This is a genomic window from Streptomyces pimonensis, assembly GCF_041380215.1.
GTDB lineage: Bacteria > Actinomycetota > Actinomycetes > Streptomycetales > Streptomycetaceae > Streptomyces > Streptomyces pimonensis.
In genome coordinates, this window is the sequence record NZ_JAHWZY010000003.1 from 185401 (window position 1) to 201511 (window position 16111).

Consider the following 16111-nt stretch of genomic DNA (forward strand, 5'->3'; position numbering starts at 1 on the left):
GGCCCCGGGAGGGGACGCCGGGGTCAGCCGCCGGCCGCCTCCGGATCGCGGTCGGACGACGGCCAGACGTACGGCAGGTCGTCCGGCTCCCCGGGGAAGAGCTCCGTGTAGACGTCCGGTTCCTTGCGGAGCAGCGCCGAGCGGTGACTGCGGTGCACGGCGTCGTTCCCCAGCCACGGCGGCAGCTCCCCGGCCTCGGCCAGCTCCCGCTGGCCGCGCACCGGCGCTCCGGGCCGCACCCGGGCGAGGTCGGCGACGAGGGTGGCGGCGCAGCTGTCCTGATGGCCCCGGTCCCGCCAGACCCGGCAGACCTCCAGGCCGTACCGCACCAGCGCCTCCTCGTAGCCGGTCCACATGCGGACTGCGGGATGGCGGCGCCACCCGTAGCCCGGCACGATCAGACCGCGCAGCACCTGGATCGTCTCCACCCGCTGTTTGCCCAGTCGGCGCCGGTCGAGCACCAGCGCCGTCTCGCAGAAGTCGGGGTACGGCAGGAAGGTCTGCATACGGCCGTCCGAACTGTGTGGGGGCCAAGCGGCTCACCGCACCGCAGTTCCCCCTTACGCGGCGGCGCACACCTCGCACCGCCCCCGAAAGCTCAGCCCGGCGTGCCCGGCGTGCCCGGCGTGCCCGGCGTGCCCGGCGTGCCCGGCGTGCCCGAGCGGCCGGTGCGCCGGTAGCGCATGGTGCCGTCGTAACGCCCGGGGCGGGCGGTGTGGTTCACCGGCGGTTCTCCGGTGATGCGAGTGGGGGTGTCCCGTGGGGTGGTGTTGGTCCTTGTCACAGTTCCCCCGCCCGACCGGGAACTCCAACCGGCCCCCTTCCCGGCGTGCGGTGGTACCGCTTCCTGCCGGGGCCGGCCGGAACGAGGGATTGACGGCCCCGCGGGCGGGGCAGGAACGCCAGGTGTGTCATGCGCACGACTGCCTTTCCCTCACGTGGAGGTCGACCATGCACGTTCGCAGGATGACCGGCGGCCTGGCCGCGGTCGTCACGATGTCCCTCGCCCTGCTGGGCGGCCAGGCCGCGGCCGTACCGTCCGGGGAGGCCGGGCGATCGGCCGCCGCCCGGGTGCTCACCTATGACGCGAGCGGTTCCGCGGAGTTCCGGTCCGCGGTCGACCGGTCCGCGGCGATCTGGAACGAGAGCGTCGACGCCGTGGAACTGCGCCCGGTGGCGTCCGGGCGGCGCGCCAACATCCGGGTCCTGGCGGACAACGGCTGGCCGCGCGCCCTGCCGGGTTCCCTGGGCAACGGCACCGTCTACATCGGCCGCCAGGCCGTGAACCAGGGGTACAGCACGATCCGCATCTCGTCCCACGAGCTCGGTCACATCCTGGGCCTGCCCGACCGCAAGCCCGGTCCCTGCTCCAGCCTGATGTCCGGTTCCACCGCGGGCGTGGCGTGCACGAACCCGTACCCGAACGCGGCGGAGAAGGCGGAGGTCGAGGACAACTTCGCCCAGGTGGCCGCGGGGCAGCCGGTACCGGCGCCGCGAGCCGTCCCGGCCGGGGACTGACGGACCGCCCGACGCCCGCTCGGGATGCCGCCTGCCCAGCGCTCATGTGACGGATGTGACTACTGAGGCGGATGCCGCTATGGTTGAGGCACGTCACGGTGGCAGGGGAACCTGTGGCCCGACCGTGCGTTGGTGGTCCAAGGAAAGACGTCCCGCTTCCTGCGGGGAGATGCAGGTGCAAGGCCTGCCCGGCGCTCCGTCACGAGCCCCGTCCCGGAATTCCGGGACGGGGCTCGTCGCATGGCCGACGGCTCAGGGCTGGACCGGCATGGTCCAGCAGTTGGAAGCCGCCGGCCTGCCCTCGAGCCGGTCGGTCAGCCACTTCACCGCGGCACCCTGGTCGGTGAGCAGCGGCGCCAGGTGGTTGGTGAGGATCTTGTCGCCGAGGTCGGGCAGCGCGACGGCCTCGTAGGTGACGTCGGCGCCCTTGCGGTACCAGTCCAGGGCCAGTCGACGGGACTGCGCGTGCGGCACGATGTCGTCCTGGACGCCACTGGCCAGACGGACCGGGCCGGTGGGCTCCAGCCTGCCGATGCGCTGCTCGTCGAGGACGGTCCGGGCGTCCGGCTCGTCGGCGATGATGTCGGCGAGCGAACTGCCGTCCTTCGTCCACCGGGTGCTCCTGGTGAAGCCGTGGCTGAGGATCGCGTCCCCGGCGCAGCGGGTGCCGATGCTGTCGAGGGCAGCCCGGCCGGTGGTGTTGATGTGCTGGTCGACGACCTTCCTCGACGCGGGCTCCGTCTGGGCGAAGCCGTTGACCGACCAGCCCAGGGCAGCCGCCAGGGCGCTGCCGTCGATGCCCTTCATGACCGCCGTCAGGCCGGCGGGCGGCGCGCCGGTGTAGGTGCGACGAGCTTCACCTCCGGCGCGTAGGCGGAGTGCAGTTCGGCGGCGGACGCGCTCGCCCCGCCGCCCTGGCCGTAGCCGTACATGCCCACGCGCGAGTCGGCGGTGACCGACGCGCCCGGCACGGACCGGGCCGCGCGGGCCGCGTCCAGCATGGCGTGCCCCTGGTCGAGCCGGTCGACGTAGGTGTGCAGCCGGTCGGTCGTCCCGAGCCCGACGTGGTCGGTCACCACGACGGCGGCGCCGGTGGCGAGGAGCCGGTAGACGGCCAGGTTGTCGTATCCGACGGACAACGTCTCCCCGGTCAGGGTCAGCGGGTGCTGCAGGGTGAGCGAGGGCGCGCACCGGTCGCCCTGCCCCATGGTTCCCGAACCGACGACCACCAGTGGGCGGGGTCCGTCGCCCCTCCAGCCGGCGGACGGCTCGATGTAGGCGCCGGTGAGGGCGACCCGCTGCCCGCCCGAGTCGGTGGAGGTGTACATCAGGCGGGTCGCCGTGCCGGGCAGGGGGCGGCCGCCCAGGCCCGGCAGGCTCAGTCCGAGGCGCAGCGGCTCGTGGCGGACCAGTACGCCGTCGCCCGCGGGCAGCTCGGCGGGCGGGGTGTAGGAGGCGGGGACCGGTGACGCCCCGTGTCACCACGGGGTCGCTCGCGGCGCCGGGGGCGCGGACACGCAGACGCAGACGGTCGTGGCGACCAAGGCGGTCAGCACGCTGCTGGTACGGCTCACGGCTCGCTCCTCGCCCTGCTCCAGGAAGACGAACCGGAAACCAGCAGCGCTCACTTACCATCGGTAACGCGCGAGCGGGTCACGGCACGGCAACTTTTGTGGGAGCGGACTTCCGGTCGTGCGTGGGAGCGGGACCCGCCGGCCGTCCGGCGGGGCCCGCTCCCGGTCGTGGCCGCTCAGGCCGTGTGCAGCGTCAGCCCGTAGCGGTTGAGGATCTCGTTGACCGGCTGGAACCAGGTCTCGCCCCCGCCGGAGCAGTTGCCCCAGCCGCCGGAGGTGACGCCCTGCGCCTGGTCGCCGCTGATGAACGAGCCGCCCGAGTCGCCGGGTTCGGCGCAGACGCTGGTCTTCGTCATCTGGTGGACCGCGCCCTGGCTGTAGTTGACCGTCTCGTTCTTGGCCAGCACGTTGCCGCAGTGCCAGCGGGTCGTGGAGCCGGAGCGGCAGATCGAGGCGCCGACCGGCGCCTCCGCCGAGCCGCGCACCAGCTGGTCCGGCACGGTGCCCCAGCCGAGTACCACCGGCACCGTCCACCAGCCGCTGCCCACGTTCACCCAGGCGTAGTCGTTGCCCGGGAACGAGGAGCCCTGGAAGTTGCCGATGTACGAGCCGTCCCAGCCCCTGACCTGGCCGCCGACGCCGCCGCAGTGCCCGGCGGTGACGAAGCCGCCGTGCACCGAGAAGCCTATGGAGCAGCGGACGTTGCCGGTGTAGTAAGGGTCACCGCCCACCGTTCCGGCGGCGAAGGTCTCCGCCGGCGCCCGCACGGTCCGCACGGTGACCGGGCCGGCCTCGCGGGCCTCGTCCACGAAAGAACGGATATCGTTGTCGGAACGTTTGCCGGCGACGACGTTCACGACGACCGTGTTGGCGGCCGGGTCGACGGCCCAGCTGCTGACGCCCGAGGGCGCGTCGAGGCGGTCGATGCGGGACTTGGCGGCGTCGAGCTGCCGTGCGCTGTGCTCGACGGTGCGCACGGCCGCGCCGGACGCGCGCAGGGACCGTACCGTCGAGGCGTCGGCGTCCGAGGTGACGGCCACGGTCAGCTTCTCGCTCCCGGCGTCGAACCAGGCGCCGCCGTAGGCGGATCCGGCGGTCTCGCGGGCCTCGGGCGCGAGGTCGGTGGCCTTCCGCTCCGCGGCCAGCCGGTTCTCCGCCTCGGCGCGGGTCAGTCCGAAGTCCCGCTGCATCGCCTCCAGCAGGCCGGTGGAGGCGGGCGCGGAGCCGGCGGCGCGGGCGGTGGGGGAGTCGGGGGCGTGCTGCGCCGCGGCCGGCAGGGTGCCGGCCGCGGTCCAGCTGCCGATCACGAGCAGGGCGGCCACGCCGGCGCGTGTGAGTCCGGTGCGTCTCATGGGAGGTGTCCTTCGTCGTTCCAGCAAGGTGGGGGTGGAACAACCGCAGTGTGAGAGCGCTCTCAGTCCGAGTCGACCAGAGCTTAGCGAGCCGACTGATGTCAGGTCTATGCCAATGCAGGAACCAATTTTCGTGTGCCTCGGGCGTCCTGGCCGGATCCGGCCGTCCCGAGGCGCGGGGCCTCCCGGAGGGCCCTTTGGGAGGTCCTGCGCAGGGACCTCACTCCGCCGGGGGCGGAGGGGTCAGAGCCGTTCGCCCGCCACCTCGGTGTCGTCCGGCTCCGGTCCGGCACCGCTCGCCCGGGCCCGGTGGATCCGCAGCCGGTCGAGGCGCGAGATGACGGGGGTGGCGCTCATCCCGTGCAGCACGACGGACGCGAGCACCGTGAAGGTCACCACCGCCCACAACTGCTCGGCCGGGACACCGAAACCGGCGAAGCCGAGCGCGTGGGCCAGGTAGAACAGCGAGCCGATGCCGCGGATCCCGAAGAAGGCGGTCACCACACGTTCGCGGGGGCCGGCGGACGTACCGAACTGGGCGGCCCACGCGGTCAGCGGCCGGACCGCCAACAGCAGCAGCAGACCCACGACCGCTCCCTGCCAGGTCAGCGACGCCAGTCCGCCCTGGGCGACGAACGCACCGAGCAGGAACAGCAGCGCGGAGGTCAGCAGCCGCTCCACCTGCTCCACGAAGTCGTGCAGCACCATGTGGTAGCCATGGGCGTGCTCCGCCCGGCGGATCCGGCAGGCGGTGACGAACACGGCCAGGAAGCCGTAGCCGTGCAGCAGTTCCGTCACCCCGTAGGCGAGGAACGTGGCGCCGAGGGCGACGAACCCCTCCCGGTGCTCGGACAGCCGCATCGCCCGCCGGCTCGCCCGGAAGAACAGCCATCCGAGCAGCGCGCCGACGACGAGCCCCGCGGACAGGCCCACCGCGCACTTGTACAGCACGTCGACCAGCACCCAGTGGGCGATCCCACCGCCGGTGGGACGTCCGCCCGCGGCGGCGAGCGCGACGGCCGCCATGACGAAGGGGAAGGCGAGACCGTCGTTCAGCCCGGCCTCACTGGTCAGCGTGAAGCGCACCTCGTCCTCGTCGTGCTCGGAGGCGGTGGGCGCGCCCACCTGGACCTCCGAGGCGAGCACCGGATCGGTCGGCGCCAGCACGGCCGCCAGCAGCAGCGCGGCGGCCGGCGGCCAGTCGAGCAGGCCCCAGGCCAGGAGGCCCACGGCTGCGATGGTCAACGGCATGGTGACGCCCAGCTGCCGCCAGGTGCCCTGCCAGCGCCGACGGCCGAACGGCCGGTTCAGGGCGAGGCCGGCGCCCATGAGGGAGAGGATCACACAGATCTCGGTGACGTGCTCCACCCACGTCCGGTCCGACACCGGGTCGATGCCGGGCATGGGCAGGGGCGACAGTTGGAGGGCGATCCCGCAGACGAGGAACACCAGAGGCAGCGACAGCGGCCTGCGGGCCACCAGCTGGGGCAGTACGGCCGCGCCGAGGGCGCCGGCTCCGAGCAGGGTGAAGAGATAATCAGGTGAGCTCACCGGTCACAGGTGCCCGGAGTCGGCCGGGGGCACGCCGCCGCCCCGGCCGAAACATCACCCCGATGGCGGGAGCCCGCCCGGACGGACGGGCGCGGTCCTCGCCGCCCGCCGGGAAGCGCGCTCCGGCGTGAGGGGCGGGCCGGCGGAAAGCGCCGCGGCCGACGCGCACCAAGTCCTCCGCCTCGCGACGCGGAGGACTTGACGGAGCGGAGGCGTCCGGCGCTACTGGAAGACGTGCCGGGCGCACATGCGTGGGGGCCCGCCCGGCGCCGACCCGGTGCACCCACCCCCCGCCGGACGCATGCCGAAGGGGTGACCGGTGCGGTCTCGATGGGCGGCGGCAGTCGTACGGCCGGCCTCGGCGCTGCTCCTGACCTTGTGCCTCCGGCGCCGACAGCGGTCCGGCCCGCCCCGGTGCTCCCCGTGGCACAGCGGCACCAGCCGGCGGAGGACCGGCACGACGAGCCGGCCAGGGCGGTGCCAAAGGCCGCCGGAACGCGCGGGACCACCGCGGTGCCAAAGGCCGCCGGAACGCGCGAGGCCGTCGGCGGGCCCTTCCCCGGTGAGCGCGGCGCCTCGCTCCACCGGCCGGTCGCCCGCCTGTCGAGGGCCTCGGGCACGACCGGCGTCGTCCACCCGGCGGCCGGCACCGCGTCGACGGTCACCGCGCGGCGACGCCCCGCTTCCCGGCCGTATCCGGCGGAACCACCGCCGGACCGGAGTCCGGCCGCCGGCGCCGCCGGTCTGCGGACATTCCGCTGCTGCGCGACCGCGGTACCACCCGAGGCCTGCGCCGTGCGGCCGGGCGGCGCCCGCTGCGCGCTCCCCGATCCTGCCCACGGTGACGAGCAGGCCTTCTCGTGTCCCGCCGGAGACCGTGACGACACAGGAGGCACACATGCAGGGAAAACACGTTCTCGTGGTGCGGCCCGGCGAACTCGGGCCGAGCGAGCACAAGACGTGGAGACAGCTGCGCGCGGAGTCCGGCGCGCCGGAGAACCCGTTCCTCGATCCGGCGTTCACCACCGCCGTCGGACGGGTCAGGCCCGGCGCCAGGGTGGCCGTCCTGCAGGACGACGGGGCCCCGGTCGGCTTCCTCCCGTACGAGAGGGGACCGATGGGCCAGGGCCGGGCCATCGGCCTCGGGGTGTCGGACAGCCAGGGCGCCGTCCTGCGCCCGGGCCTTGGGCTCGACCCGCGCGGCCTGCTCGCGGCCTGCGCGCTCTCCTCGTGGGAGTTCGACAGCCTGGAGGCCGGCCAGCACCTCTTCACGCCGTACGCCGCCGAGGAGCTGGCGAGCCCGGTCGTCGACCTCGACCGGGGGTACGAGCACTACGCCGACGGGCTGCGCGCCCGTTCCCCCGGCTTCCTCAAGCAGACCCTGGCCAAGGAGCGCAGGCTCGCCCGGCAGGTCGGCGAGGTGCGGTTCGTGTACGACGCCCACGACCCGGAGGCGTTACGGGCGCTGATGCGCTGGAAATCCGCCCAGTACCGGCGGACGGGCCGCCGGGACCGGTTCGCCCAGCCGTGGATCGCCCGACTGGTGGACCTGCTGGCGCACGGCGACGATCCCGAGTGCCGCGGAGTGTTCTCCGTGCTGTACGCGGGTGGCCGCCCCGTGGCCGCCCACTTCGGTCTGCGCTCGGCCACGGTGCTGTCCTGGTGGTTCCCTGCGTACGACCGCGACCACGGCCGGTACTCGCCCGGACTGGTGCTGCACCTGCGGATGCTCCGGGCGGCCGCCGCCGACGGCATCCGCATGGTCGACCTGGGCAGCGGCCCCGCCCGCTACAAGGACTCCCTCAAGACCCGCGAACTGACGGTCTACGAGGGCGCCGTGGTGCGTCCGGGGCCGGGCGGGACCGTGTACCGGCTGGGCCGGGAGCCGGCCAGGGCCGCCCGCCGCTTCGTGCGCGGCCACCCCCGGCTGGCCGAGGCGGCCCGGCGCGCCCTGACGGGGGCGGGCCGGCTGCGCGAACGCTGACCGCGTCCGGCGTACGCCGACGTCCGTACGCGCGGTCGCTCCCGCCGTCGGATGTCCGCGCCGCCCGGGGCCCGGCACCGTGCGAGACGCAGCCGGCCCGCACGCCGGCCCACCTCGTCGTCCACGTCCTCGCCTCCGCGGGCCGGCCCGCTCGCGCTCGGCTTCACCGCGAACACCAGCGGGTCCGCGGCCGCGGTGGAGGCGTCCGCCCGGGCCGTGAGGCTCTTCGCGGACCGGGCTCCGCAGCCCCTCGCGCTCCCGACCGCTCCTCAGCGGTCCCGTCCTGTCCCTGGGCACGCCCCGGGGAACGGCGAGGCACCGCTGGGTCTGGACCGGGTTCCGGCTCGCCCCGGCCACGGCCTTCGCGCTGCGGCCGGGCGTGAACGCGGCGGCCGTGGCCGCCGGGCATCCGCTGCCCGACGGCGGCGACGTCCCGATGGGACAGGTCGTCCCCCTGACCGCCTATGTCCTCATGCCGGTGATCCCGCTCCTCGACCCGTGGGGCCCTGCCTGCCGCGACCGCCCGGAGGCCGGGGCCGGCCGAACCGGCACGCCTGCGATCACGGGCGCGTCACAGGGTGCGCTCCAGCCGGTCCGTCATCAGCCGCACGAAGCGCGCCGGGTCCTTCGGCCGGCCGCCCTCCGCCAGCACGGCCAAGGAGTACAGGAGTTCGGCGGTGTCGGTGAGGTCCGAGCGGTCCTCGCGCTCCCCGTACGCCTCGTTCAGGCCCTTCACCAGTGCGTGATCCGGGTTGAGTTCGAGGATGCGCTTGGCACGCGGCACCTCCTGGCCCATGGCCCGGTACATGTTCTCCAGCGCCGGCGTGAGATCGTCCGCGTCGGCGACGAGGCAGGCCGGGGACACCGTCAGACGCGTCGACAGCCGCACCTCCTTGACGTCCTCGTCCAGCCGCTCCCGCATCCAGCCGAGCAGACCCGCGTATTCTTCTGCCTGCTGCTCCCGCTCGCCCTCGCTCCTGTCGTCCTCCCGCGCGCCGAGGTCCACCTCGCCCTTGGCGATCGACCGCAGCCGCTTGCCCTCGTACTCGCCCACGGCGTCGACCCAGACCTCGTCGACGGGGTCGGTGAGCAGCAGCACCTCGATGCCACGCTCCCGGAACGCCTCCATGTGCGGGGAGCTGTCGATGCTCTCCCGGGACTCGCCGGTGATGAACCAGATGTCGTCCTGCCCGTCCGGCATCCGCTCCACGTACTGCTTGAGCGTGGTCGTGCCGTCGTCCTCGTGCGTGGTCTCGAACGAGGCCACCGCGAGGAGGGCGTCACGGTTGTCGGAGTCGGTGACCAGGCCCTCCTTCAGCACCGCGCCGAACTCCCGCCAGAACGTGGCGTACCGCTCGGCGTCACCGGTCATCATGCTCTTGACCGTCGCCAGCACCTTCTTCGTGAGCCGGCGCTGCATCATCCGGATGTGCCGGTCCTGCTGGAGGATCTCGCGGGACACGTTCAGCGAGAGGTCCTGGGCGTCGACCACGCCCTTGACGAACCGCAGGTACGGCGGCAGCAGCGCCTCGCAGTCGTCCATGATGAAGACGCGCTTCACGTACAGCTGCAGCCCGTGCCTGAAGTTCTGGGTGAACAGGTCGTGCGGGGCGTGCGACGGGACGAACAGCAGGGCCTGGTACTCGAAGGTGCCCTCGGCCTGCAGCTGGATGGTCTCCAGCGGTTCGCGCCAGTCGTGGCCGATGTGCTTGTACAGCTCGTGGTACTCCTCCTCGGACACCTCCTCGCGCGAACGCGCCCACAGCGCCTTCATCGAGTTCAGCGTCTCGGGCCCGGCCGTCCCGCCGTCCTCGTCCGTCTTCCCGACGAGCCGGATCGGCCAGGTGATGAAGTCCGAGTAGCGCTTGACGATCTCCTTGATCTTCCACACCGAGGTGTAGTCGTGCAGCTGGTTGTCGGGGTCGGCCGGCTTGAGGTGCAGGGTGACCGAGGTGCCCTGCGGCGCGTCGTCGACCCGCTCCAGGGTGTACGTGCCCTCGCCGCGCGACGTCCACCGGGTGCCCTGCTCCTCCCCTGCGCGCCGGGTGAGCAGGGTGACCTCGTCCGCGACCATGAAGCCCGAGTAGAAGCCGACGCCGAACTGGCCGATCAGCCCCTCCGTCCCGGCCCCGTCCTGCGCCTCCCGCAGCTCCCGCAGGAACTGGGCGGTGCCCGAGTTGGCGATCGTGCCGATGAGCTGCCCGACCTCGTCGTACGACATGCCGATGCCGTTGTCCCGCACGATGAGGGTGCGGGCGTCCTTGTCGGTCTCGAGCTCGATGTGCAGGTCGGAGACGTCGGCGTCGAGCGAGTCGTCCCGCAGCTTGGCCAGACGCAGCTTGTCGAGCGCGTCGGAGGCGTTGGAGACGAGTTCACGGAGGAAGACGTCCTTGTTCGAGTAGACCGAGTGGATCATCAGCTGGAGCAGCTGACGGGCCTCTACCTGGAACTCAAACGTTTCGGTCGGCATGATGCGCGATTACCTCACTGGTCCACGGATCTCCGGATACTGGTGCGATCACTTTAGTAAAAGACGCGTCAGCCGGTCGCGTCGACCGCCGAGTCCAGGAGCGGGCCCAGTTCACGGGAGACCGTGGTCAGGGGGCGGACGTCCCGCTCGGCGCGGGCCATGAGGATCGCCCCCTCCAGTGAGCTGATCATCAGGGTGGCGAGGGGCCGGGCGCGTTCGGCGGGGACGCCCATGTCCGACAGGGCCAGGGCCACCGCGCCGGTCCACCCGGCGAAGGCGGCCGACACGGCCTCGCGGATCGATGCGGTGGACTCGGCGCAGTCCACCGTGGCGGCGGCGACAGGGCAGCCGCCCCCGAAGCCGGCGCTCGTGTACTCGTCGGTCCACTGCCGGACCATCTGCGAGAACAGCCCGCCGGGCGTCGGCTCGGACAGCGCGGTGAGGAACCGGGCGACGCGCCCGGCCGCGTACCGGCCCGCCCATCCCACCGCCTCGTTGACGAGCTGCTCCTTGCCGCCCGGGAAGTGGTGCTGGAGCGATCCGCGCGGCGCCCGCGCGTGCGCGGCCACCTCGCGCATCCCCGTCGAGGCGACCCCGTCGCGCCGGATGAGCTGGGCCGCGCTGAAGACCATCCGCTCCCGCGGTCCCCGTCCGGCCACCGCCATTGCGACCTCCCGCCGCGTCGCGATTCTCCCGCGTCCACCCTATGACCGCCGTCATGGCGGCGGCTACTGTGACAGCGGTCATAGGGCGAGGCGCCGCCCCGGCGCGGCCCGGGAACGGCGGTGCGTCATGCGCGTGGGTTTCATCGGACTCGGAGTCATGGGCCGGCCCATGGCGCTCAACCTCGTCCGTGCCGGAACACCCCTCGTCGTCTGGAACCGCACCCGCGGCCGGTGCGACCCCCTGCGCGAGGTCGGGGCCGAGGTGTCCGGGAGCGCCGGCGAGGTCTTCGAGAAGGCCGGCACCGTGATCCTGATGCTGGCCGACGAGGCGGCCCTCGACACGGTACTGGGGCGCGGCACCCCGGACTTCGCCGCCCGCGTCGCCGGACGCACCGTCGTCCACATGGGCACGACCTCGCCGGAGTACTCGGCCGCCCTGGAGGACGCCGTCCGCGCGGCGGGCGGCTCCTACGCCGAGGCCCCTGTCTCCGGCTCCCGGGTCCCGGCGGAACAGGGGAGGCTGGTCGCGATGCTGGCGGGCGACGCCTCCACCGCGGCGGCCGTGCGGCCCCTGCTCGCCCCGATGTGCCGCGAGACGTTCGACTGCGGTGCGGTGCCGGGGGCACTGCTGATGAAGCTCTCGGTGAACCTGTTCCTGATCACCCAGGTCACCGGACTGACCGAGGCGTTCCACTTCGCCGACCGGCACGGGCTCGACCGCCGCCGCTTCCTCGACGTCCTGGACGCGGGTCCGATGGCCAGTGCCGTCTCCCGGATGAAGGCGCCCAAGCTGCTCGCCCGTGACTTCGCGGTCCAGGCGGCCGCTGCGGACGTGCTGAAGAACAACCGCCTGATCGCACAGGCCGCCCGCAGGGCGGGCCTGGCCTCCCCGCTCCTCGACGTCTGCCACGCCCTCTTCGAGGAGACCGTGGCCGGCGGACACGGGGACGAGGACATGGTGGCCGTGCTGCGCGCGCTGGAGGCGAGGACCGGTGCCGCGCCCCCGGGCGCTCCGGCGGACGACGACCGCCCCTGAGGCTCGCCGACGGTTTTCCCGCCCGACGTGCGAGCATGGGCGGATGAGCATCCACCGCAGGAACAACATCCGTGTGACCGGGCGCGCCTCCGGCCGCACGGTGGTCTTGGTGCACGGGTTCGGCTGCGACCAGAACATGTGGCGCCTCGTCGAGCCCGCACTGGCCCAGGACTTCCGGGTGGTGCTCTTCGACTACGTGGGCGCGGGCCGCTCCGACCTGTCGGCCTGGCAGGAGGAGCGCTACTCCTCCCTCGACGGCTACGCCCGTGACGTGGTGGAGGTCTGCGAGGAGCTCGACCTCCAGGACGCGGTCGTGGTCGGCCACTCCGTGAGCGCGATGACCGCAGTGCTGGCCGGGGCCGCGGCCCCGGACCGGATCGGCTCCCTGGTCATGGTGTGTCCGTCGCCGTGCTACATCGACGAGGACGGTTACCGCGGCGGCTTCAGCGCGGAGGACATCGACGAGCTCCTGGAGTCGCTGGAGTCCAACTACCTGGGCTGGTCGGCGGTCATGGCTCCGGTGATCATGGGCAACCCGGACCGGCCCGAGCTGGGCGAGGAGCTCACCAACAGCTTCTGCGCCACCGACCCGGACATCGCCCGGGTCTTCGCGCGCACGACGTTCCTGTCCGACAGCCGCAAGGACCTCGCGGGCGTGACCGTGCCCACGCTGATCCTGGAGTGCGAGCAGGACGTCATCGCGCCCCCGGAGGTCGGCGCGTACGTCCACGCCGCGATCCCCGGCAGCGAACTGGTCACTCTGAACGCCACCGGTCACTGCCCCCAGCTGAGCGCCCCGGAGGCCACTGCCGAGGCGATCCGCGCGTTCGTGTCGGCCCTCGGCCGATGAGCCGGGGGGCAGGTGGTCCCGAGGAGCCGGGCACAGGCGTGCCCGGCTCCCGTGCGGCGTTCAGCGCGCTGCTGGAGGACTCGGCCGAGGAACTGTACGAGTCGGCGCCGTGCGGCTACCTGTCCACCCTGATGGACGGCACCATCGCCAAGATCAACGCGACCCTGCTGGGCTGGCTCGGCCTGTCCCGCGACGAGGTGGTGGGACGGATGCGCTTCAGCGACCTGCTCACCGTCGGAGGCAGGCTCTACCACGAGACGCACTTCGCCCCCCTGCTGCGCATGCAGGGGCACCTCGGAGGCATCGCCCTGGAGATGAGGGGAGCGTCCGGTTCCCGGCTGCCGGTGCTGATCACCTCGACCGTCAAGAAGAGCGACGACGGCGAGCCGCTGCTGATCCGGACCACCGTCTTCGACGCCACGGACCGGCGCGCCTACGAGAAGGAACTGCTGCGCGCCCGCCGCGCGGCCGAGGAGGCCCGCAGGCAGGCCGAGGCCGACCGCGAGGCACTGCGCGAGGCGCTGGCCGTGCTCCAGCGCAGTCTGCTGCCCGCGGCCCTGCCCGACATACCCGGTGTGGAGGCCGCCTGCCACTACCACACGGCCTCCCCGATGGAGGTGGGCGGCGACTTCTACGACCTGTTCGCGCTCGACGGCGACCGGTCGGCGTTCTTCCTCGGCGACGTGTGCGGCAAGGGGCCGCAGGCCGCCGCGCTGACCTCGCTGATCCGCTACACCCTGCGCGCCGCCGCGCTCCACGACTCCGACCCCGTCGCCAACCTGCGCGTACTCGACACGGTCCTGCGGGACCGGTACACCGGTGACGATCCGCGGTACTGCACCGTGGTGTCCGGTGTCCTGGAACGCACGGGGGACGCGGTGGAGGTCCGCCTGGCCTCCGGCGGTCATCCCCCCGCGCTGGTCCTGCGCGCGGACGGCCGGGTGGAGTACCTCTCGACCCGGGGCGGCATGCTCGTCGGAGCCCTTCCCGGGGCGGAGTTCGTCCCGGTCGGCACCACCCTGCACCCGGGCGACACGCTGCTGCTGTACACCGACGGCCTCACCGAGGCGCGTATCGGCCCCGACCGCGAGCTGTACGGTTACGAGGCCCTGGAGTCCTTCGCCGCCGGCCTCGCCCCCTCGGGTCCCCACCGCGTGGTCCATGCCCTGACGGACCTGCTGAAAGGTTTCGGCGAAGGTCTGGACGACGACACCGCCCTGCTCGCCATCGGCCCGTCCGCCCGTACCGACACCGGATCCAGAACCTCGGAATGACACTTCTGACGATCACCACGTCTCCCACGCCCACCGCTCTCGTCCTCGAGGTCGCCGGCGACCTCGACCACACCAACGCGCAGCAACTGCGCCGCGCCGCACGGGAGGCCGCCCTGCCGGCCGGGCGGCTTCTGGCGGTGGACCTGGGGAAGCTGTCGTTCTGCGACTCGAGCGGCATCACCGCGTTGCTCGCCGTCCGCAACCACGTCGTCTCGGTCGGCGCCAGGGTCGTCCTCGTGGCCGTGCCGGTCAACACGCGGCGCCTGCTGAACATGACCGGCCTTGATCAAGTGTTCGACATGCGCGACGCCGCCTAGCCGGGCCGGGGGCTCCCCGCTCCCACGGGAATCCGGCCGCTCGTTCGAGCGCGGGGGCCGCGAGCCGATTGTGCTCCTCGCATCCGGGGCACCCGGGACGTGCCGAATTCGCCGCCGGTGACCTCAGGAGTTGTGCGGCGACGGCACGGAACGAGGGCAAGGGGACCAGCGGTGACGGTGCGCATCGGAGCAGAGGAAGAGTTTCACGTCCTGGACGTGGAGAGCGGCCGGCTCGTGCCACGCGCCGACGAGCTGCTCGGCAGGCTCGGCGGGCCCGGGGCCGGGTTCGGCAGTGAGCTGCAGCGGTCGGCCGTGGAGAGCAACAGTCAGGTACACGACACGCTGGACGCCCTCTTCACGGACCTGTCCGACAGCCGGCGCCGACTGGACGCGGCGGCCTCCTCCTCGGGCCTGGCCGTCGTGGCCGCGGGCACCGTTCCGCTGGCCGACCCCGCCTTCCACGGCGTCACCGCGGACCCCCGCTACCGGCGCATGGCCGACGACTACCGCCGGGTCGCCGACGAGCAGCTCATCTGCAGCGCCCAGGTCCACGTCGACGTGCCGGACCGGGACACCGCGGTGCGCGTCATGTGCCGGGTGTCGCCCTGGCTGCCGCCACTGCTGGCCCTGTCGGCCAGTTCACCGTTCTGGTTGGGTTCCGACACCGGATACGCCAGCTGGCGCACCATGCTGTGGCAGCGGTGGCCGACCGCGGGCCCCGCGGGGTGCTACGGGAGCGCCGCCGACTACGACGCCGCGATGGCGGAGCTCATCGGCTCGGGTGTCATCAGCGACCCGGGGATGCTCTACCACGACGTACGGCCGTCGGCCCACCAGCGCACGCTGGAGCTGAGGGTCTGCGACGCCTGCCCGCGTGCCGAGACCGTGGTGCTGGTCGCCGGACTGTTCCGCGCGCTGGTGCGCGACGCCTGCGACCGCCTGGAGCGCGGGACGGACCACGGGTGCGACGGACACCACGAGTGGCTGCGCGCCGCCACCTGGCGCGCCGCGCGCTCGGGACTGGAGGGCCGGCTCGTCGATCCGGAGACCCGCCGTGCCACTCCGGCGCCCATGGTGTTGCGCGGGATGCTGCACCGGCTGCGTCCGGCGCTGGAGGCGTCCGGCGACTTCGCCACCGTGCGCACGCTGCTCGAGGAGGCCCTCGCGGCGGGCGGCGCGGCGCACCGGCTGCGGCGGGCGGCCCAGGACGAGGACCTGCTCGCCGGCGTCGACATGCTGGTCGCCGAGACCCGCGGCGACCGTCCCGTGCCCAGCGCCTTTGTCCGCCGTCACCGGCGCCCGGACGCCCCGCGCGGCACCGGCCAGGCCCCGGGCCGCGTCCACTCGGCGACGACACCGGGCACACCCGGCTGATCCGGACGGACCGCCGGTCCCTCGGCCACCCCCGTACGCGTCCACGATCCCTGACCGAGGAGAGTGTCACACCACCATGTCCAGCAGTACGCACGTTCCTTCACACCCGTCCCAGGACCGGCACCCGAGGGAAAGGAGGGACCACT

The 16111-nt window shown here is 73.1% G+C and carries 13 protein-coding genes and 1 pseudogene; 7 read left to right on the forward strand and 7 right to left on the reverse strand.

What is annotated here, in order from left to right:
• Positions 1-23 precede the first annotated feature (23 nt).
• Together KYY02_RS05040 and KYY02_RS05045 are read right to left on the reverse strand one after the other, a co-directional pair.
• On the reverse strand, positions 24-506 hold the full coding sequence (locus KYY02_RS05040) for an MSMEG_6728 family protein (protein ID WP_371236193.1): 483 nt from the start codon (positions 504-506) through the stop codon (positions 24-26).
• 92 nt (positions 507-598) lie between these two features.
• On the reverse strand, positions 599-784 hold the full coding sequence (locus KYY02_RS05045) for a hypothetical protein (protein ID WP_371236194.1): 186 nt from the start codon (positions 782-784) through the stop codon (positions 599-601).
• A 167-nt stretch (positions 785-951) separates the two neighbouring features.
• Here KYY02_RS05045 and KYY02_RS05050 point away from each other — a divergent pair, with 167 nt between their 5' ends.
• Positions 952-1518 carry a snapalysin family zinc-dependent metalloprotease gene (locus KYY02_RS05050; protein ID WP_371236195.1) on the forward strand — a complete coding sequence of 189 codons (567 nt, stop codon included), beginning with the start codon at positions 952-954 and terminating at the stop codon, positions 1516-1518.
• Between the two features lie 252 nt (positions 1519-1770).
• Here the strand turns inward: KYY02_RS05050 and KYY02_RS05055 are convergent.
• From KYY02_RS05055 to KYY02_RS05065, 3 genes and pseudogenes are all read right to left on the reverse strand, one after another.
• Positions 1771-3092 (reverse strand): annotated as a pseudogene (locus KYY02_RS05055) (lipase family protein).
• 176 nt (positions 3093-3268) lie between these two features.
• Positions 3269-4444 (reverse strand): S1 family peptidase, encoded by a 1176-nt coding sequence (locus tag KYY02_RS05060; RefSeq protein WP_371236196.1) that lies wholly within the window; start codon positions 4442-4444, stop codon positions 3269-3271.
• Between the two features lie 243 nt (positions 4445-4687).
• A complete protein-coding gene (locus KYY02_RS05065; RefSeq protein ID WP_371236197.1) occupies positions 4688-5995 on the reverse strand; it encodes a cation:proton antiporter in 1308 nt (435 codons plus the stop codon).
• Between the two features lie 898 nt (positions 5996-6893).
• Here KYY02_RS05065 and KYY02_RS05070 point away from each other — a divergent pair.
• Positions 6894-7979, forward strand: a complete 1086-nt coding sequence (locus KYY02_RS05070) for a GNAT family N-acetyltransferase (RefSeq protein WP_371236198.1) — start codon at positions 6894-6896, stop codon at positions 7977-7979.
• Positions 7980-8550: 571 nt separating this feature from the next.
• Here KYY02_RS05070 and htpG read toward each other — a convergent pair.
• Positions 8551-10449 carry a molecular chaperone HtpG gene (htpG, locus tag KYY02_RS05075; protein WP_371236199.1) on the reverse strand — a complete coding sequence of 633 codons (1899 nt, stop codon included), beginning with the start codon at positions 10447-10449 and terminating at the stop codon, positions 8551-8553.
• Positions 10450-10517: 68 nt separating this feature from the next.
• Positions 10518-11114, reverse strand: a complete 597-nt coding sequence (locus tag KYY02_RS05080; RefSeq protein ID WP_371236200.1) for a TetR/AcrR family transcriptional regulator — start codon at positions 11112-11114, stop codon at positions 10518-10520.
• A 127-nt stretch (positions 11115-11241) separates the two neighbouring features.
• Between KYY02_RS05080 and KYY02_RS05085 the strand changes: the two genes are divergently transcribed.
• The 5 genes from KYY02_RS05085 (at position 11242) to KYY02_RS05105 (ending at position 15965) form a co-directional block, all read left to right on the forward strand.
• Positions 11242-12150, forward strand: coding sequence for an NAD(P)-dependent oxidoreductase (locus tag KYY02_RS05085; RefSeq protein ID WP_371236201.1), 909 nt, complete (start codon positions 11242-11244; stop codon positions 12148-12150).
• Positions 12151-12193: 43 nt separating this feature from the next.
• The gene (locus KYY02_RS05090; protein WP_371236202.1) at positions 12194-13000 is read left to right on the forward strand and encodes an alpha/beta fold hydrolase; all 807 of its coding nucleotides are present in this window, start codon (positions 12194-12196) and stop codon (positions 12998-13000) included.
• A complete protein-coding gene (locus tag KYY02_RS05095) occupies positions 12997-14274 on the forward strand; it encodes a PP2C family protein-serine/threonine phosphatase (RefSeq protein ID WP_371236203.1) in 1278 nt (425 codons plus the stop codon). Before KYY02_RS05090 ends, KYY02_RS05095 begins: the two co-directional genes overlap by 4 nt.
• Complete coding sequence (locus KYY02_RS05100; RefSeq protein WP_371236204.1) at positions 14271-14591, forward strand: STAS domain-containing protein; 321 nt, start codon at positions 14271-14273, stop codon at positions 14589-14591. Before KYY02_RS05095 ends, KYY02_RS05100 begins: the two co-directional genes overlap by 4 nt.
• 171 nt (positions 14592-14762) lie before the next feature.
• Entirely contained in the window at positions 14763-15965 is a 1203-nt protein-coding gene (locus KYY02_RS05105; protein WP_371236205.1) for a carboxylate-amine ligase, read from the forward strand.
• The last annotated feature ends 146 nt before the right edge of the window (positions 15966-16111 follow it).